This is a genomic window from Streptomyces coryli (assembly GCF_011044975.1).
GTDB classification, from domain to species: Bacteria; Actinomycetota; Actinomycetes; order Streptomycetales; family Streptomycetaceae; genus Streptomyces; species Streptomyces coryli.
In genome coordinates this window covers 43,049-58,726 of record NZ_JAAKZV010000022.1, presented here as the reverse complement: position 1 = coordinate 58,726, position 15,678 = coordinate 43,049, and the positions used below count along the sequence as shown (strand labels likewise).

General features: G+C 69.2%; 21 protein-coding genes and 1 tRNA gene. 4 read left to right on the top strand and 18 right to left on the bottom strand.

Going from position 1 to position 15,678, the window contains the following annotated elements:
* Positions 1-218: 218 nt before the first annotated feature.
* Positions 219-291: transfer RNA gene (locus G5C51_RS08210), tRNA-Arg, on the top strand.
* A gap of 179 nt (positions 292-470) precedes the next feature.
* On the opposite strand, the gene G5C51_RS08205 is transcribed toward G5C51_RS08210, so the two are convergent.
* The 18 genes from G5C51_RS08205 to G5C51_RS08120 all read right to left on the bottom strand — a co-directional run bounded on the left by G5C51_RS08205 (position 471) and on the right by G5C51_RS08120 (position 12,967).
* A complete protein-coding gene (locus G5C51_RS08205; RefSeq protein WP_165234119.1) occupies positions 471-1,859 on the bottom strand; it encodes a tyrosine-type recombinase/integrase in 1,389 nt (462 codons plus the stop codon).
* Positions 1,859-2,029: a helix-turn-helix transcriptional regulator gene (locus G5C51_RS08200; RefSeq protein ID WP_165234137.1), complete on the bottom strand. Its 171-nt coding sequence runs from the start codon at positions 2,027-2,029 to the stop codon at positions 1,859-1,861. Before G5C51_RS08200 ends, G5C51_RS08205 begins: the two co-directional genes overlap by 1 nt.
* Positions 2,030-2,055: 26 nt before the next feature.
* Positions 2,056-3,948, bottom strand: a complete 1,893-nt coding sequence (locus tag G5C51_RS08195; protein WP_206313587.1) for an ATP-binding protein — start codon at positions 3,946-3,948, stop codon at positions 2,056-2,058.
* The gene (locus G5C51_RS08190) at positions 3,945-4,790 is read right to left on the bottom strand and encodes a bifunctional DNA primase/polymerase (RefSeq protein ID WP_165234102.1); all 846 of its coding nucleotides are present in this window, start codon (positions 4,788-4,790) and stop codon (positions 3,945-3,947) included. The genes G5C51_RS08195 and G5C51_RS08190 overlap by 4 nt, the downstream gene beginning before the upstream one ends.
* 87 nt (positions 4,791-4,877) lie before the next feature.
* Complete coding sequence (locus G5C51_RS08185; RefSeq protein WP_165234099.1) at positions 4,878-5,585, bottom strand: exonuclease domain-containing protein; 708 nt, start codon at positions 5,583-5,585, stop codon at positions 4,878-4,880.
* A gap of 14 nt (positions 5,586-5,599) precedes the next feature.
* Positions 5,600-6,160 carry a hypothetical protein gene (locus tag G5C51_RS08180; protein ID WP_165234096.1) on the bottom strand — a complete coding sequence of 187 codons (561 nt, stop codon included), beginning with the start codon at positions 6,158-6,160 and terminating at the stop codon, positions 5,600-5,602.
* 85 nt (positions 6,161-6,245) lie between these two features.
* Positions 6,246-6,437, bottom strand: coding sequence for a hypothetical protein (locus G5C51_RS08175; RefSeq protein WP_165234093.1), 192 nt, complete (start codon positions 6,435-6,437; stop codon positions 6,246-6,248).
* Positions 6,437-7,042, bottom strand: a complete 606-nt coding sequence (locus G5C51_RS08170) for a hypothetical protein (RefSeq protein ID WP_165234090.1) — start codon at positions 7,040-7,042, stop codon at positions 6,437-6,439. Before G5C51_RS08170 ends, G5C51_RS08175 begins: the two co-directional genes overlap by 1 nt.
* Before the next feature lie 15 nt (positions 7,043-7,057).
* Positions 7,058-7,501 carry a hypothetical protein gene (locus G5C51_RS08165; RefSeq protein WP_165234087.1) on the bottom strand — a complete coding sequence of 148 codons (444 nt, stop codon included), beginning with the start codon at positions 7,499-7,501 and terminating at the stop codon, positions 7,058-7,060.
* 17 nt (positions 7,502-7,518) lie between these two features.
* Complete coding sequence (locus G5C51_RS08160) at positions 7,519-7,713, bottom strand: hypothetical protein (protein ID WP_165234084.1); 195 nt, start codon at positions 7,711-7,713, stop codon at positions 7,519-7,521.
* On the bottom strand, positions 7,710-8,012 hold the full coding sequence (locus tag G5C51_RS08155; RefSeq protein ID WP_165234081.1) for a hypothetical protein: 303 nt from the start codon (positions 8,010-8,012) through the stop codon (positions 7,710-7,712). The genes G5C51_RS08160 and G5C51_RS08155 overlap by 4 nt, the downstream gene beginning before the upstream one ends.
* 140 nt (positions 8,013-8,152) lie before the next feature.
* Positions 8,153-10,495: a cell division protein FtsK gene (locus G5C51_RS08150; protein WP_165234079.1), complete on the bottom strand. Its 2,343-nt coding sequence runs from the start codon at positions 10,493-10,495 to the stop codon at positions 8,153-8,155.
* A gap of 81 nt (positions 10,496-10,576) precedes the next feature.
* A complete protein-coding gene (locus tag G5C51_RS08145) occupies positions 10,577-10,813 on the bottom strand; it encodes a hypothetical protein (protein WP_165234076.1) in 237 nt (78 codons plus the stop codon).
* A 25-nt stretch (positions 10,814-10,838) separates the two neighbouring features.
* Positions 10,839-11,219, bottom strand: a complete 381-nt coding sequence (locus G5C51_RS08140) for an RRQRL motif-containing zinc-binding protein (protein ID WP_165234073.1) — start codon at positions 11,217-11,219, stop codon at positions 10,839-10,841.
* Positions 11,219-12,166: a DUF2637 domain-containing protein gene (locus G5C51_RS08135; RefSeq protein ID WP_165234070.1), complete on the bottom strand. Its 948-nt coding sequence runs from the start codon at positions 12,164-12,166 to the stop codon at positions 11,219-11,221. Before G5C51_RS08135 ends, G5C51_RS08140 begins: the two co-directional genes overlap by 1 nt.
* Positions 12,163-12,375 (bottom strand): hypothetical protein, encoded by a 213-nt coding sequence (locus G5C51_RS08130; protein WP_165234067.1) that lies wholly within the window; start codon positions 12,373-12,375, stop codon positions 12,163-12,165. The genes G5C51_RS08135 and G5C51_RS08130 overlap by 4 nt, the downstream gene beginning before the upstream one ends.
* The gene (locus G5C51_RS08125) at positions 12,372-12,707 is read right to left on the bottom strand and encodes a WhiB family transcriptional regulator (RefSeq protein WP_240929471.1); all 336 of its coding nucleotides are present in this window, start codon (positions 12,705-12,707) and stop codon (positions 12,372-12,374) included. Before G5C51_RS08125 ends, G5C51_RS08130 begins: the two co-directional genes overlap by 4 nt.
* Positions 12,707-12,967, bottom strand: a complete 261-nt coding sequence (locus tag G5C51_RS08120) for a hypothetical protein (RefSeq protein WP_165234064.1) — start codon at positions 12,965-12,967, stop codon at positions 12,707-12,709. Before G5C51_RS08120 ends, G5C51_RS08125 begins: the two co-directional genes overlap by 1 nt.
* A gap of 161 nt (positions 12,968-13,128) precedes the next feature.
* Here G5C51_RS08120 and G5C51_RS08115 point away from each other — a divergent pair, with 161 nt between their 5' ends.
* The 3 genes from G5C51_RS08115 (at position 13,129) to G5C51_RS08105 (ending at position 15,656) form a co-directional block, all read left to right on the top strand.
* Positions 13,129-13,488 (top strand): GntR family transcriptional regulator, encoded by a 360-nt coding sequence (locus G5C51_RS08115; RefSeq protein ID WP_165234061.1) that lies wholly within the window; start codon positions 13,129-13,131, stop codon positions 13,486-13,488.
* A 227-nt stretch (positions 13,489-13,715) separates the two neighbouring features.
* On the top strand, positions 13,716-15,053 hold the full coding sequence (locus tag G5C51_RS08110) for an NsdA family TPR-like regulatory protein (RefSeq protein WP_206313586.1): 1,338 nt from the start codon (positions 13,716-13,718) through the stop codon (positions 15,051-15,053).
* A 36-nt stretch (positions 15,054-15,089) separates the two neighbouring features.
* On the top strand, positions 15,090-15,656 hold the full coding sequence (locus tag G5C51_RS08105) for a GNAT family N-acetyltransferase (protein WP_206313585.1): 567 nt from the start codon (positions 15,090-15,092) through the stop codon (positions 15,654-15,656).
* Positions 15,657-15,678 lie beyond the last annotated feature (22 nt).

Sequence of the window (15,678 nt, the reverse complement as noted above, 5' to 3'; positions counted from 1 at the left end):
CCCCACCCATAACGACTGCACAACACCCCCGCCGCCACCCGCGAAAACCGCTGCAGAAATCGCACCCGCCTGCGATTATCAGGACGCTTCACCGAACCTCCACAGTGTGTTGCGGACGTGAAGCACCCAGGTCGCCCCGCCCGGCCCCCTATCCTTGTCGCTGGCAAGGTCACGGATCCGCCGAGCGAGCCCGGCCACCGCAGCACCGCCATATACCGGCCCACGTAGCTCAGTGGATAGAGCAGGTGCCTTCTAAGCACTTGGCCGCAGGTTCGAGTCCTGCCGTGGGCGCTCTCCCCCCACCCCCCGCCTGAGGCGGGCTATCGCCTGGTCAGGCGGGGTGGATCCACCAACGAATCAGCGCCGGACCCTCCCCTGTCGATCTCGGGGAACGTCCGGCGCTGTCCGGCTGTCACCGGGTTTCTGCGGGTGGCCACGGAGAATACGCGGAGAAGTTCTCCAGGAGGCCCTCAGTCGTCGTCGGCTGGGTGCGGGAGCTGGCCCCCGGCATCCACCCTCGCCTTCAGGTCTGACAGCTGCCCGGAGATGCAGCGCGCGTACGTGGCGAGCAGCACGGGCACGCTGTTGCCCGCCCACTCCGCGACCTCCGCCGGCGGAACGCCCGCGTTCAGCCAGTTCGTCAGGCACGTGTGCCGCAGGTCGTACACCCGCCTCCCGAGCGGCGAGGCGTACTCAGTCGGGGTGAGCGCCTGCTCGCGTGCGGAACGCCAGGCCCGGCGGAAGACCGAGCCCGACATCATGCCGCCCCGTTCTCCCTGGAACATCAGGCCACCGGGCTTCAGCTCCTCCGCCGCGATGTGCTCGCGGAGGATGCGGGTCAGGGCGGGCCGGCAAGGCACGGGCCTCGTGTCCTCCGCTGCTCGCCCCTTCAGCCCACGCTCTTCGTGAACCTCCCCGCTGTCAGTCCACTGCCGGCCGACCTCAGGGAGCGCGGTAGCCAACAGCAGTTCGCCCCATTGGTCCGCGGCGTCCTCCTCTGGGAGGTGGACGTCTTCCACCCGCATGGCCACGACCTCTTCAGGTCGCGCTCCCGCGTAGTAGATCGTGGCGAGGAACGCGTGCAGCCTGGGGCCGCCGCGCGGCCGGCGCCACACCCACCCGAGCAATGCGGCTGCCTGCGTCGGATTGACGAGCGACCGTTTGTCGACGGCGAAGGACGTACGCGGCATCGCGCCTCTGCCCTTGGGCAGGGGGTTGGCCCGGAGTATCCGGCGCTTGACCGCGTACTCCATCGCCATGTTCAGAATTCTCCGGTTGCGTTTCGTGGTGGATGCGGCCGCGGCCGTGTCGTCCAGCTTCGTGGAGACGGCGTGCAGGACGTCCTCCACCCGCTGTGGGTCCTCCCATGCCGACATGGGCAGGGAGTTGCGCCGAACCCACTTGATGATTACGGCGAGCTCTGGCGGGGCCTCGCTGCGGCGCTTCGTGTTGAACGCCCACTCCCGCAGGGCCGTACGCACATCGACCGGGCGGAAGCCGTTCGGAGCCGAGCGCAGCATCGCAATCGTGGTCGGTGCGAGTGCCTTGGCGACGTTCTTTCGGTTGTTGCCGGAGGTGCGGCGCCACTGGGCGTCGCAGAACTGGACGGCGAAGTCGTACCACGTAATCGCGGCGGCACCGGAGGTCGGCGACACCGGACGTCCAGTTTCGAGGCTGAAGGCCTTGCCGTTACTCATCGCTGTGATCAGGTCCGACCGTTCAGCGTCCGCGAGCGCGGAAGTCGCATACGTCTCGTGGAACTCCTTGCCGGCCACGATCCAGCGGACGGAGTAGGTCGTGCGCCGCTTGCCGCGGTTCTCCTTGAGTTTCCAGACTCTGACGTCGTGTGAGGTCTCCATCAGTCCTGGTCCTCCCTGCCGTCCAGCCAGTTGTCGAGGTCCGTGCGCCGGATCCGGAGATCACCGTTCGGCAGCTTGATGCAGCGCGGAGCGCGGCCCTTTTGGCGCCAGTCGTAGAAGGTTGAGCGCGACACCTGGAGCTCAGCGCAGACCTCGGGGAGCGTGAGCATGGCTCGCTTCGGGGCGGCCGCAGTTGTCACTTCGTTGTCCTCCCGCTCTGCGGGGTCTCCGGTGTGCAGCAGGGGTGTACTTGGTCACCGTGGGTGATGAGAGCTGGGTCTACGGAAGTGCCGCAGACGGTGCACAGGGGTGCGGATTTAGAGATGTGCTGCATTCCAGCGCCCGGAGCACCCGCAGCACCCGGAGCGGTGTTCCGGTGCAGATCAGCCTGAGTGCTGTTTCCGGGTGCTGGCGTTGGCGCAGCGCCCGGTACAGCACCCGCAGCACCCGGGAATCCGGTGCTGCGGGTGCTGCCGGGTGCTGTGCGGGTGCTGGGGCTCGCGCCAGCACCCGGAGATTCGTACTGGTCAGGAGCTGGTTCGGGTGCTCCGGGTGCTCCGGGTGCTGGGATGCAGCTCCCCTCTACTCCGGTGAGCCGATACAGGCGGGAGCGATTGCCGTCGGGCTCACGCTGCGTGTCCTCGACATCGATGCCGATGGCGCGCAGCGCGGGGGCGAGACGCTTGAGGTGACCGCCGGCGCGGGTGGCGTCCTTCGGCCAACGGCGCGGCAGCTTCTCCGGAGTGGCGACCTTTCCAAGGATGTCGGCGGCGGTCATGCAGACCCCCGCGGGACCGGCGGCGCGCACCAAGTCGACGACGGCGCGGGCGAACGGCTCGCCTTCGAGGACGTCAGCGACGGCATCGGCGGCGGTGGCCTGATAGCTTCCCTGCGTGTCCCAGCCGGTGACGTCGTCGACGGCCGCCAGGACACGGGCGAAGTCGGCCATGCGCGGGTGCGCGGTCAACGTGACGTTGGGCAGCACACGCAGCACCTCGGAGAGAAGGTCGAACAGCGAAGCCAGGATGGCCGGGTGGGCGTCGCGGAAGGTCCGATCCAACTCCGCTTCTTCGCGTCGCTGGCGATCAGGAATGGTGTGCAGCTCGATGGTCAGCAGCCGTTCGGCGAGGTCGCCGGCGAGCGCTCCGGCATCAATGGTGGTCATCGAGAGAACTCGCCGGAATTCCAGAACCACCACGTCGTCATCGGTGTACAGGGCGCGGTCGACGATGCCGTCACCGGTCACCGCGCGGCAAAGCGCGTCGGAGAGCCAGTCGGGGATGTAGGAGACGTTGTCCAGGCACAGCGCCCAGGAGTTGAAGGCCTGGGTGGCCCAGGACTTCACATCCCGCGGCGCGGTGCGCTTCGGGGCGCCGGACGGGTCCACGATGCCGATGACCATCGACGCGCCCTTGGACTTACCGGTGCCCTGCTCGCCGCGGAAGGTGAGGATCGGGTGCGGCAGATCGGGGATGAACGCGGCGACCAGCCAGGCCGTAAGCAGCCGGAATCCGGCATCGCTGGTGTTCATCAGCGAGCGCAGCACGGCCAATCCATCACCGTCGCGGATGGGTTCCGGCAGGGCCTTCATGGCGCCGGAGCGGCGAAAGAGCACCGGGGAGCGCGGGCTGCGCGTCCAGCCGTCCGGGCCGATCTGCACACAGCGGCCGTCGGTGGTGGCGAGGTCGACGATGATGCGCTCGCCGTGCCGGGCGGCACGCAGCTGCGGGGTGCGAGGTTCGGCGATGGAGGCGATGCCCTCGAGGACGGTCATGGCGTCGGCCAACGCGGCCTGAGAGGGCACATTGCCGCCGCTGGTCTCGGTGTAAATGCGCGCCAGCTGCGAGCGCAGGCCGGCCTTTCCGCGCAACGGCAATGCGATGTTCGGCCCGCCCTTGGTGACCGCGTACGGGCGGCCGTCCTCGGACATGAAGACCTCGAAGCGCTCGCGGGCGAGGGCGACCAGCTGCGAGGCCTGCGATGGCCCTTTGCCGTCGCTCTCCACGCCGTGCTTGTCCAATAGCGCCTTCGCCTTGGCGCGCACGGCCGCGCGCTTGTCCTCCGGCTTGTCCGTCTCCTTGGCGCTCATCGCTGCCCTCCCGCGCGGCGAGCCGCGGAAGCGACGGTGGCGCGGGCCTCACGCTCCGACAGCCCCACGTGCAGCGCCGCGTCCAGCAGCGCCGCCGTCACAGCCGGCACCTGGTGACCGTTCTCATGCACCCGAAGCGCCGCCCAGTAGAGCCGGTTGTTGCGTTCTCCTGCTCCTGCCTCCAGTACGAAGCGAAGTAGCCCTTGGGCGCGACGGCCCAACGGCGCGCCCGGTGCCGACAGCGGGCGGGAAGGTTCGGCGGGAACCGGGCGCGCCGCGAGCAGCTGCGCGAGCCAGTCCGGCAACGGCGCGGCCGGAGCGTCGACTACTAACTCATACGGACGGCCCTCAACGACGCTGCCCGCCCCGAGTACGTAGCCGCCGCGGGCGCGGGTGTCGACCTTCCAGCCGTGCTTCTCGACCGTGTTCGGGATGCGTCGGCCTGGCGGAGCGGTGAAGTACAGGTGCATGCCACCAGCTCGCGTACGCACGGAGTACGTGGAGTCCGGGAACGGCTGCCCATGCCGCTCACACAGAGCCGCGAAGGTATCCATGCCGTCGCGTACGCCCCGCTGCCTCCACTCCTGGGGCGGCACGTCAGCAGGGTCCTTCGGTACGTCGAGGTCGACGACGACCAAACCGGAAGGGCCGGCCGCGATGCCGATGTTGTAGAGGCGGCTGTGCCAGGTCTCGTGAATGCGCTGCCGGTCGGTGGTGGCGTGAGCCTCCCACGCCGCGATCGCCGGGGGCTTGTCGCCAGCGGCCACGGGAAAGACGTGCCAGCCGCGTCGCGCGGCGTCAAGCGCCGCCCTGAGCTGCCGCTCGACTTCAGGATGGGGCATTCTGGGGTCTCCCTGTGTTCTGTGATGGGACCGGGAGCCGCGGGCGGGTGGTGATCCTTGGCCGGAGTCACCCGCCCGCGGGCGTCCCTACTTCCTGGTTGGAATCACGGGCCAGCGGCCGTCGACCTGCGCGGTCGGGTCGCTGCGGCGGAGGTAACGACGCAGGCCGTCGGCCTGCTCGTCCGCCCACCTGATCTGCAGTGCGTGCAGCTCCTGCAGCTCGCGGGCACCGATGTCGGGGTAGGTATGCGCGAGCCGCCAGGCGAGCCGGGCCGCGGCGAGGGCGTCAGCACTCGGTTCGTGCGCCTCACCCTGCTGCACCTGGTAGTGCCGGCACAGCGCCGCCAGGGTGCGCTTGCCCCTACGGAACGCGTCGACGTGCTTGTCCAGCACGGACGGATCGATGACCGGGTGCAGCCGCTGCGGGGGCTTGATCCCCTGCCGTGTGCACTCGCGCAGCAGCATCGTCAGCGTGTACGGGGCCTTGAACGTGACCAGGGCAGCGCCAGACTCCGTGAACTCATCGATCGCGTTGACGATGTCGCGCACCGCGGCATATGGGGTGCAGCCTTCGGCCTTGGCGCGCTCAGTGGTGATGCCGTGGATAGCCGCGGCCTCTGCGGGGATGTCGATGCCGGGGTCAACGGTCCAAGACCCGGCGACGGCCGGGTCTCCCCCGCCGACTGCGACGACGGCCGCGGCGACGATACGGGCCGTCTCCGGGTCGGTGCCGGTGCTCTCGAAGTCGACGGCCACCATGCGGTCGTCGGCCCACGTGTGGGCGGTCGGTGTCATCGGTTCGGTCTCCTTCACCAGGGTCGGGGGTTGGCGGGGTCATACGTGGGGGTGCAGGCGTTGACGCACTGGGCAGAGTGCGCACCGTCGGCGAGTACGAGGCTGAGCGCGTCGTCATCGGTGATGTCCAGGTGCTCGATGTAGTTGCCGCAGGCGCACGGCTGGATCAGCTCCATGACGTCGACGTAGCCGTCGAAGTAGCCGTCCGCGTGGCGGCTACGGCTGATGTAGCGCAGGAACAGCCCATCACCGAGGTAAGCCACCGCGCACTTGTCGGCCCGCTTCCCGTGCACGTCCACATGCAGTTGCGGATAGCCGACCCAGTCCTCGGCCGGAAGCACCCGCGCCAGCGTCTCGGGGAAGCAGTACTCGACGTACTCCGCTGCCCGCGCCGCGGCGCACTGCCGATCGGCGCTCTCCTGCGCGCGCTGGCTCCGCAGCTGCTCGCGCTCCTCCTCTTCCCGCTCCTTCTCCACGCGCGCGGTGTACGCGGCGGCCAGCTCTCGCAGCTGCGGCAGCCAGCCCTCTGTCGGGGCGGCAATCGGTACGGCCGATGTGGTGTCGAGATCAGTCATCGTGCGTTCTCCTTCGATCCGGTGGGTGTGCGGTGGTGTCCCGCCCGGCGCGGGCTCGATGACCGGCGCGTCGGGCGGGAGGACTTCAGCGCTGGGCGGCATGTTCGGCGATGAGATCGGCGAGCATGTCCCCGCGGTTGGCCTGTCCGACGTAGGAGCCGTCGGGTGCCCAGGCGTGCCACCAGAACCAGGTCCAGCCCTTCACGACCTCGCAGGTCAGCGCGATGGTGTAGCCCTCGTGGATGCCGACCTTGAGGGGGTGGCCCAGGGTGCGCATCAGGCCTCCCCGAGCAGCGCGGCGGCCATCGGGCCTGCGTCGCGGTTGACGCCGCGCGCAAGGGCAGCGACCGCGGCCTGTGCCTGAGCGGTCAGGCCGTCGCCGGTGGTGTGGGTCTGGTCCGGCAGCTGCCAGGTCTCGTCCACGGGGATGCGCAGGACTGCATGGGTGAGCAGGTTCGGGCGGCCGTCGAAGCGTGGCTCTTCGCGGTAGCGGTAGCGGTCGCCAGCAGCCGATTCGCCCTGCCAGTCCCGCCAGTTGTACGGGATGGCGGTGTCGGCCTTGAGCGCCTGCTGCGGCAGCGGCAGCTGCACATCGAGGTAGAGCCGGCCGTCGCCGAATCCGGGCCGAATGCCGAGCAGGTCGGGGCGGATGCGCACGTAGCCGGGAGACATGATCGGGCTTGTGGCGATGGTCCACGCGCCGGCGGCGAACTCCGCCGGGGGCAGTGGGGTTGCAGGCTGGCCAGGCTCGTGTAACTGGTAGCCGCGTACGCGCAGGTAGGCGCCGTAGCGGGAGCGGCCGTCGTCGGCAGCGTCGCGGTCGTGTTCGTGGTCGACCAGGGCCAGTGTGCGTGGGCCCCAGTCGCGGTCGGGGATGGTCATGGAGGTCACCTCGTGTCAGCCGTAGAACCGGTTGCTTTTGAAGATCGCCTTGCGGGCGTTGACCGTCGTCCCGCCGCCGCCGCCGAAGATCTGCAGAACGACGTACAGGCCGGCGACGACGGCAACGAGGATGATCAGGTTCATCACTAGGTTCGCGAGGGCGGTGATGAAGCTGGTGAGCAGGATCAGCCCGCCGCAGACGGCGGCGAAGCCGATGCCGGCCAGCGCGAGGTTTTTCGCTAGCGGGCTCACCGCCGCAGGCCGCGCGGGGCCGGTCGGCTGGGTGTGGGTGAGGGTGTAGCCGGTGACGATGCGGCCGTCGGGCAGCTGCACCTGGGTCACGTCGGGGATGCCGTCGGGGCGCGGGGCGAGCGGCGCGGCGTGCGGCTGCTCGGTGGTGAGGGGTATGGGGTGGTGGACCGTGGCTGGCGGGCGGCGGTCCGGGCTCAGGTGGGTCATCTTGGGTCTCCTGGAATCTAGTTGCCGATGTCGCGGACGGCGTTGGCGATCGAGGTGGTCAGTTCGCGGATGGTGGGGGCGGCGCCGGTGTCGGAGAGGTAGAAGCCGAAGAGCAGCACCACCACGGCGGCGCCGACGGCGACGGCCTTGAAGCGGATCAGCACGGCGACGGCGATGCCGAGCAGCAGTACGACGGAGACGGTGATGGTCATCGCGGACTCCTCTGCGCGGCGTTGCGGGCGGCGGTCTGGGCGGCGTCGGGGGTGCCGCGGCGGTGCAGGCGGCGGGCGAGGTTCCACCAGTGCCGGCCGCGGCGGATGCGGATGCCGTGGCCGTGGCAGCGGCGGCAGTCCTTGCCGCGCTTGAGCCGCTTCGTGATGCGGGTGGTCTTGGTCTTGAAGCCGAAGCCGCGGCACTTGCGGCAGTTGCGGTACGGGCTGACCGAGCACACAGCGGCGTAACCGAGCGTGACCAGCAGCGCGAGGGCGCTAGCGTTCAGGAAGAAGCTCATCGGGGGCCTCCGGGGCCTGTTTTGGGACGTGCGGGGCCACGGTCGCTAGTCGCTAGCGACCTGATCAGGTGTTCTTTTGGTTGCTAGCGAGGTTGCTAGCGCTAGCGAGGTCGATTGCTAGCGCTAGCAACCCGCGGGGGTCATCCGCCGGAGCGTTTCTTGTCACGCTCCGTTATTGCGGTGTGGATGTCGTCGCGGCGGATGCCGCGCTTGTTGACGGTCTTGCCGTCGATGCGGCGGCCGATCTGGACGGACTCGATGCCGTACGGCTTGAGCGCCGCGTTGAGCTGGTCGGCCTTGGCGCGGCCCTCCAGGTCCGCCCAGGCGCCGTAGGCCTCGGAGTTGGCGTTCGCGAGGCGGTCGACGATGGTCTCCGACCACAACTGCGTCTCGCGCTTGCCGGAGCCGAAGACGGATGCGACGTCGTCCAGGACCATCTCCCCTGCCGCCGGCGCCACGCTCTCCCCGGCGGCGTCGCCGGACAGCCAGCCCTCGTCCTCGCGCAGCTTGCGGGCGCGGGTCAGGATGGTGTTGGCGTCGCGGCCGTCGGCGAGGTAGGTGCGCACCAGGCCGGAGTCGTCGGACATGCCCTTGAGCAGGCCGACGCCCTTGTGGGACTTCAGCAGCCGGGAGGCGTCCAGGCCTTCGCCGTACGAGCCGGCGCCGAGCACGGCTTCGGAGACCTGGTAGGCGCCAACGCGCAGGCAGAAGCGGGCCTGGTGCTGGTCGCGGAACTCCGAGGGGCAGGCCTTGTCGTCCGGCTTCTGTGTCGAGGTCTCCACCGATACCCCGACCGCCGGGGCGACGCGGACCAGGAAGACCAGCAGTTCCAGGATCTCTTTGCCGTAGATCGGGTGGGAGATGTACTCCTGCACCTCATCGACGACGACCAGGGTCAGCGGCATGTTGTAGCGCTTGTCCCGGGCGATGTCCTCGGTGAGCTTGCCCTCCGGGCAGATGTGCGGCGGCAGCTCGGAGAGCCGGTGGTAGCGGTCCTCCACATCTGACTTGAGTTCCAGCAGCGAGGCGAGCAGGTGCGCTACCGGGTCGACGCCCTTCTTGGGCACCACGCCGAAGGCGATCCGGTGCGCGACCTTGGTGAACTTGCGCCAGTCCGGGGAGGCTTTGCCGTCGAAGATGTACAACCGCACGTGCGGATCCAGCGCCGCAGCGAGCGCGATGGTGCGGGCGGAGAACGTCTTGCCCTGCCGCGGCACCGCACCGACCAGCAGCGACGTCCACAGCATCGAGATCTCCACGAGGTTGCCGCGCTCGTCCACACCCCACGGGAAGGGCTCCCAGAAGTCCACCCTGGTGCGGCCCAGCAGCGGCGTCGGCCCGGCCGGCACCGCCAGCGGATCGCGGTCGGCGATCCACATCACTACGCGCCGCGCGGACGTCTCGTCCTTGTCCAAGAACAGCTGGGTGGGGGCGATGTCGATGCCCGACGCGATGCGCTTGTGGACCTTGACGGCGTCCTCGAAGGTCTTGCCGTACGGCAGGTCCACCACAACTCGCCAGCCCTCACCGTCCCGGCCGATCGGACGGGGGAAGGTGATGCCCTGGTCTGGCTTGGTCAGCCCGGCACCGGTGTAGGCCCGGGTGATGATGTCGGACGACAGCTTGCGCTTGCGGAAGGACACCTTGGCCGCGTCGATCAGCGGCCGGTCCTTCGGCGCTCCGGCGACGCCAGCCGCGGTGGTGGACGACGTCAGCAGCAGCGCGAGCAGCCAGGCCGGGGCCAGCACGTAGACCGCCAGCGCGGCCGGCAGGCCCACCACCGAGGCGAGAGCGGTGAGGATGCAGCGCAGCTTCACCCGGGCGTCGCGCTGCCGGGACAGCTTCAGGTAGTCGGCCGTCTCCTCCTGCGCCACGGCCGCGGCCCGCAGGGGGGCGCCTTCGGCGTCGAGCATCCAGCGACCCGCCGACCGCATCCAGCGCCAGGCGCCGCGCGGGGCATAGCCGAGGATCTTCGGGGTGTACACGATCGGCAGCCGCACCCCGTGATAGGTCGCGGTGGTGCCGTAGTGGCGCAGCGCCCAACGCCACACCATCTGCCGCTCCTTGGGCGTGCGCAACCAGGCGGGAAGGACCGGACGGCGCGCCTTGTCGTGCGCCTCCATCCACTCCTTCAGCGAGGTCGGGTAGGCCTCGCGCGGCGGGTCGACCGGGGCGCCCTCTGTGACACCGTCGGCGTCGTCGTCGGCCGCCTTCTCGTCCGGCAGGTCGGCGACCCACTCGCCCGGCCGGACCTCGCCGGGTGCCAAAGGGTCGGCTGACTGGGGCCCCGACCGGTCGGGGTGCGGGTCGGCTGCGGGGTCGGGCGACGCGTCGGGGAGGAGAAGAGGCGACTCAAGCGCCTCGGTCGTGTCGGCGGTCGGGGTCGGGTCGGGTGCCGTTTTGCGGAACGGCACCACGGTGGCCAGCTCCGCTTCCGGCGCGTCGGGCGCCTGCGGCTGGCGATGGATCGTCTTCTCGGACACGATGTCCACGCTCCTGAGATGAGGGAGTCGCCGGGGCCCGACCACTTGTCTTGGCGGGCAGGGTCGGGCCTGCAGGCGGAGTCAGAGGTGGTTGGGCTCCAGCGCGAAGTACAGGACCGAGAGCGGGTCGCCGTACTCCTCGCGGAGCTGGCTCATCAGATGGTGGAAGCAGTCCCGGCGGGTGTAGCCAGCGGGCACTGTGAGCAGTCCATCGCGGGTGTTCAGCACGCCCTTGCTGGTCTGCACGGTGGTGACGTAGTGGAATTCAGTCGTCGTCCCCGCTGCGGCCGGGGCCGTGTGCTTGCTCGTAGTGGTCATGGTCTGCGCTCCTTGAGTCGTTGGGTCAGCTGGCTTGGGCGTGTGGGGTGGCGCAGTCGTTGCAGGTGCCGCGGGCGGTTGGGATGCAGTACCAGCGCTCGATCCGGCAGCTGGGGCAGGTGCGGCGGGCGATCATTGCGGCGTCGAACGCGGCCCACTTCGCCAGCGTCATCGGCCGCACGGGCTTGGCCAGCTCGACCCGGTACAGGTAGGCGATCCGACGCTGTCCGGTGCGGCGGGTGAGCCGCATCAGCTGCCCGGCGATCGTCTGCCCGCCCGGCCGCAGGCCGGCGGCGCGCAACTGGCGGCGGGTGGCCAGGCCCTCCGGGGCCATGCGCCAGGGGTAGGTAGGAACGCCGTACCGGACGCCGGAAGGGTCGTAGCACTCCGCGTAGGCAGTGGTCATCAGCGGACACCGCTGACCAGGTGCAGCGGCGACTCCCCGCCGTCGCGTTCGCCGCGCAGCTGCTCGCGCAGGGTGCGGGCGTTGGCCTGCGAGCAGCCCACCGCGGTCCGGATCGCCGCCGCACTCAGCCGCTCGATCGGCCAATCGGCCGTCACGGTGCGGGCGTCGGCAAGCAGCTGCTCCGCGGTGCGTCGTAGCGCCTTGCCCGGAGCCGGTCGCGGTTGACGCTTGGGCGCCTTCCGGGGCGTCTCCGGCTCCGGCGGTGCCGGCGGTTCAGTGGTGTCGGCGGGGGCCAGCTCGCCCCATTTGAGCAGCACCCGCTCGCGGCGCGGGGTGTGCTTGCGCCAGCGCCGGCCGTGCTTCTGGCGCAGGTCCGCGCGGGCCAGTTGCCGCTGGCGTTCCAGCTCCAGGCCCTGGCGGTAGGAGGTGATCTCCCACAGGGTCATCCGCCGCCACAGCTTGAAGGTGGAGCCGAACGCCAGCAGCCAGCGCGAGGCCCGGATGGTCTCCATCCGTCGGCCGGTGGCCACTCCGGTACGGACCGCGTACACATGCCCGGCGATCTCCGAGAGCACCACCCACAGCAGCGGCATCACGCCGTGCGCGACCTTCGCCGACAGCGAATGCCCGGAGGCGACGTTCAGCCAGCAGGTCGCGCCGGTCAACAGCCACGGCACCAGCCGCACCCACGCCAGCGCCATGCCCAGGCGGATCAACAGCAGGTTGGCCGCGGTGAACACCGGGATCGCGATGTCGATACCGATCGGCAGCATCCACGGCGAGGCAAACCCCCACTGCGCGGCGGCGGCCGACACTGACTCGTACGACGACGCCAGCCCTAACGTCCCGATCCCAGCCGCCGCCGGCACCACCACCGCCAGCAACCACCGCTCCGTACGCCCTAGTCGGGGCAGTGCCGGGGGCGTGGTCTCCGAAAGCGTCGTCATCGCCGCTCACCCGCTTCCCGCTCACCGGCCGCACGGTCCGCACGGATCCGACGCAGCAGGAGGGCACTGCCTACGAACCCCAACAGCCCGATCACGACCCGAAGCAGCGACGGCATCGGCATCAGCCACGAAGCCACCAGCCCGGCCAGCAGCAGCCACCCGCCCCAACGCACCAGCCACGACGACACGGCTTCACAAGAGTTCGTCATGCCGCCGCCCCCTTCCTTGCACCTGACCGCCGCAGCTCGTCGCGCTCCTTCGGCGACAGCCCGCCGAAGATGCCGAAGTGCTCGTTGCGCTCAAGCGCGCCCGCCAGGCACAGGTCCTTGACGGGGCAGACAGCGCAGATGCCCTTGGCTAAGTGCGACGACCGCCAATCGCCGGGCTCCGGGAAGAACAGCTCCGGGTCGACCTCAGCGCACGCCGCGCCACTCAAGCCCGGATCCGGCGCCAGCAGCTGCCCCCGCCCGGACAGCGGACGCGCCACCAGATGCCCGTTACGAGCACCCACCACGACCGAGCGACCACGCATCCGAGGCATCAGGACACCTCCCCGGCGGTCTCGGGGCGGCGACCGCGCATCAGAGCGGCAGCGAAGCGGGCTGCCCGTGCAGACCACTCGTCTTCACGGCCTTGCTCACGCAGGTCCGCCAGCACGCCGCGAGCTGCGGCGAGGCGAGCACGCTTGTCCTGTCGGGTCTCGCCGACCGGGCCCGTGAACAGCTCGAAGTCGACGCCGTGCGCCAGTTCTGCGGCATCGCGGGTAGAGCAGGCCGCCAGGCCTGCCAGGCACGTATTCATGACCACTTCCTGTCGTGATGGGACCGGATTGCCTTGGGCGCGGCCGGGACCTCTTTGGCCGGAGTCGGCCGCGCATGAACTAGCTTGTACTGATGCGAACTAGATCGCAAGACTCTTGCAGCATCTCGCTCTAGTTCGCGCTGCTCGATACCCTCAGAGCCATGACCATCGATGCGGACGACCCGCGACTTAAGTCCGTGCAGATCGCCGACGCGATCCGGCAGGACATCGCAGGTGGCGTACTGAATCCGGGCAGCAGGCTGCCCAGCCACGCCAAGCTCGCGGAGAGGTTCGAGGTCGCCACGCAGACCATCCAGAACGCTCTGAAGCCGCTTCGCGACGAAGGACTTCTCCGCTCCGCCGGCAACCGCGGCACGTTCATCACGGACGACGCCCGCGAGCACCTGGCCGCCCAGCCGGACCGCCCCGCCGGCGCGTCCGAGACCGCGGAGCTGCGTCGCGAGGTCGCGGAGCTGCGCAAGCGCGTAGCGGCACTCGAAGCTGCGGTGGACCTGCCCTGAAGGGTCACTGACCCGCAGCTCTCTTGATCCCGCCGGTTGAAGAGTCATCGTCCGTACCTCCTGACGATGACTCTCGGATAGGCCAATATGACCAAACGAGGTCCTGCGCGGGCCCGTTGGCGGACATGAAGCGGACCGGAGGCGGACCGCTACCGGACCAGCCGACGACTCGCGCGCGTAGCCGAACGAGACTGAGGGCAGTAGGACACCGCGAACAGGGAGGCGCCGTGGCCGGCAACGCGAAGAGAAGCGACCGGGAACCGCGCACGGTCCTGGAGCACCTGCTGTGGCAGGAAGTCAGCACGTACGAAGAGGTGGTGAACAAGTTCAGCCGGGTGGCGCGCGAGCTCAACGAAGACGCGACCATAAGCCCCCGGCACCTGCGACGGCTCGCCAGCGGCGAGCGCGCCAGCACAACTCCTGCGACCCAACGTGTCCTACAGAGCATGTTCGGCAAGCCGCTGAACGAACTTCTCCAGCCGTGGGCAGCGATCGCTTCCTTACGAACGGAGACAGCGGCCTCCGGCCTGGTGGTGGCAAACAACCAGGCCGATATCGACAAGGAGCTGATCTCGTTGGCAGCACGGCGGGCGAAGAACTTCGCGCTCACGGCGAATCAAGGCAACCTCACGGCAGAGGCGATGGACCAAGTCCACGACGACGTACGTCAGCTGGCGACTGAGTACCCGCAGCGCCCTCTGTCAGCACTCCTGAGCGACCTGGTACAGATCCAGGAACTCCTCTATACACAGCTTGAGTTGCGGCAGAGCCCGACTCAGGCGCGCCAGCTCTACTTCCTGACAGGCGTCGTGAGCGGCATGCTCGCGAAGGCCAGCCATGACCTCGCGGACCCGAATGCGGCCATGGCACAGGCACGCACAGCCTTTTTGTGTGCGGAGAATGCCGATCACAACGGCCTGCGTGCCTGGCTTCGCGGCCTCCAGTCCCTGATTTCATATTGGGCAGGTCGACACCGCGACGCCGTGAGGTACGCCCAAGAAGGAACTGAGCTGGCCGGATTGGCCGGCAATTCGTCGACCGTATGGCTCCCCGTGAGTGAGGCCCGCGCCTGGGCCGCACTCGGCGACTCCGACCGAACCCACGCCGCGATCCGACGAGCAGAAGAGGCGTGGGACCGCGTACAGCCTGATGAAGTCGACGAACTGGGCGGACTCTGCACCTTCAACCGCCCTCGCCAGCTCTACTACGCGGCCGACGCCCTCGCCTGGCTACCGAGCCAGGCAGACGCCGCCGCGCACTACGGCGAGCAGGCCGTCGAGGCGTACTCCGACACGACCTCGCCGGACTGGGCATTCGGCGATCAGGCAGGCAGCCAGACCGACCTGGCGATTGCCCGAATCTCACTCGGTGAGCTGGAGGGGGCAGAGGAGGCCATCGCTCCTATGCTCGATCTCGATCCGGAGCACCGGATCAACGGCATCGTCAACAGCGCCATGCACGTACACCGCGCACTGAGCAGGTCCCCGCTGGCGGCTCCCGGCAGCGAGCTCCAGGAGCGCATCGAGATGTTCACGCGCTCGCCGCTCAAGGCTTTGGGACGCTGAACAACACCCGTCGATACAACCAGCGAAGGAGAGCCAGTGACCGCCCCGTCCTACCCCGTCCGACTCGAAGGCGAGCGGGTCGCTCTGAGGGACTTCACCATGGACGACGTCGACGACGCCCTGAAAATCGTCGGCGACGACCGGGTGACCTACTGGCTCTCCTTCGACAGCCGTGACCGCGACCAGACGGAGCAGATGCTCGCCGGCGCCATCGAGCGCGCCCAGCTGTCGCCGCGCACGGAGTACTACCTCGCCATCACGCCGCTCACGTCGAACAACGTCATCGGTTTCTGCCGCATCGGCCTGGCGGGCGTGAAGGCCGGCAAGCTCGGATACGCCCTCGCTCCTGCGGAGTGGAGCAAGGGGTACGCCTCGGATGCCGCCCGCCGAATGATCCGCTTCACCTTCGACGACCTCGGGCTGCACCGCCTCAGCGCTGCCGTCGGCCCGGAGAACGAGACCTCGCTGCGCATGGTCGAGCAGCTAGGCTTCACACGCGAGGGCGTGCTTCGGGACCACGTCTTCACGAACGGAGCATGGCGGAACAGCGTCCTTCTCTCACTACTCAGCACGGACGTCGCGAGTCAACCTCCACAGAAGTAAAACCCAGGACCTGACCAATCTG

Excerpts from the sequence above, each read along its gene's own strand:
- G5C51_RS08205 (WP_165234119.1), bottom strand. The coding sequence starts at position 1,859 with ATGGAGACCTCACACGACGTCAGAGTCTGGAAACTCAAGGAGAACCGC.
- G5C51_RS08200 (WP_165234137.1), bottom strand. The coding sequence starts at position 2,029 with ATGCTCACGCTCCCCGAGGTCTGCGCTGAGCTCCAGGTGTCGCGCTCA.
- G5C51_RS08195 (WP_206313587.1), bottom strand. The coding sequence starts at position 3,948 with ATGAGCGCCAAGGAGACGGACAAGCCGGAGGACAAGCGCGCGGCCGTG.
- G5C51_RS08190 (WP_165234102.1), bottom strand. The coding sequence starts at position 4,790 with ATGCCCCATCCTGAAGTCGAGCGGCAGCTCAGGGCGGCGCTTGACGCC.
- G5C51_RS08185 (WP_165234099.1), bottom strand. The coding sequence starts at position 5,585 with ATGACACCGACCGCCCACACGTGGGCCGACGACCGCATGGTGGCCGTC.
- G5C51_RS08180 (WP_165234096.1), bottom strand. The coding sequence starts at position 6,160 with ATGACTGATCTCGACACCACATCGGCCGTACCGATTGCCGCCCCGACA.
- G5C51_RS08175 (WP_165234093.1), bottom strand. The coding sequence starts at position 6,437 with ATGCGCACCCTGGGCCACCCCCTCAAGGTCGGCATCCACGAGGGCTAC.
- G5C51_RS08170 (WP_165234090.1), bottom strand. The coding sequence starts at position 7,042 with ATGACCATCCCCGACCGCGACTGGGGCCCACGCACACTGGCCCTGGTC.
- G5C51_RS08165 (WP_165234087.1), bottom strand. The coding sequence starts at position 7,501 with ATGACCCACCTGAGCCCGGACCGCCGCCCGCCAGCCACGGTCCACCAC.
- G5C51_RS08160 (WP_165234084.1), bottom strand. The coding sequence starts at position 7,713 with ATGACCATCACCGTCTCCGTCGTACTGCTGCTCGGCATCGCCGTCGCC.
- G5C51_RS08155 (WP_165234081.1), bottom strand. The coding sequence starts at position 8,012 with ATGAGCTTCTTCCTGAACGCTAGCGCCCTCGCGCTGCTGGTCACGCTC.
- G5C51_RS08145 (WP_165234076.1), bottom strand. The coding sequence starts at position 10,813 with ATGACCACTACGAGCAAGCACACGGCCCCGGCCGCAGCGGGGACGACG.
- G5C51_RS08140 (WP_165234073.1), bottom strand. The coding sequence starts at position 11,219 with ATGACCACTGCCTACGCGGAGTGCTACGACCCTTCCGGCGTCCGGTAC.
- G5C51_RS08135 (WP_165234070.1), bottom strand. The coding sequence starts at position 12,166 with ATGACGACGCTTTCGGAGACCACGCCCCCGGCACTGCCCCGACTAGGG.
- G5C51_RS08130 (WP_165234067.1), bottom strand. The coding sequence starts at position 12,375 with ATGACGAACTCTTGTGAAGCCGTGTCGTCGTGGCTGGTGCGTTGGGGC.
- G5C51_RS08125 (WP_240929471.1), bottom strand. The coding sequence starts at position 12,707 with ATGCCTCGGATGCGTGGTCGCTCGGTCGTGGTGGGTGCTCGTAACGGG.
- G5C51_RS08120 (WP_165234064.1), bottom strand. The coding sequence starts at position 12,967 with ATGAATACGTGCCTGGCAGGCCTGGCGGCCTGCTCTACCCGCGATGCC.
- G5C51_RS08115 (WP_165234061.1), top strand. The coding sequence starts at position 13,129 with ATGACCATCGATGCGGACGACCCGCGACTTAAGTCCGTGCAGATCGCC.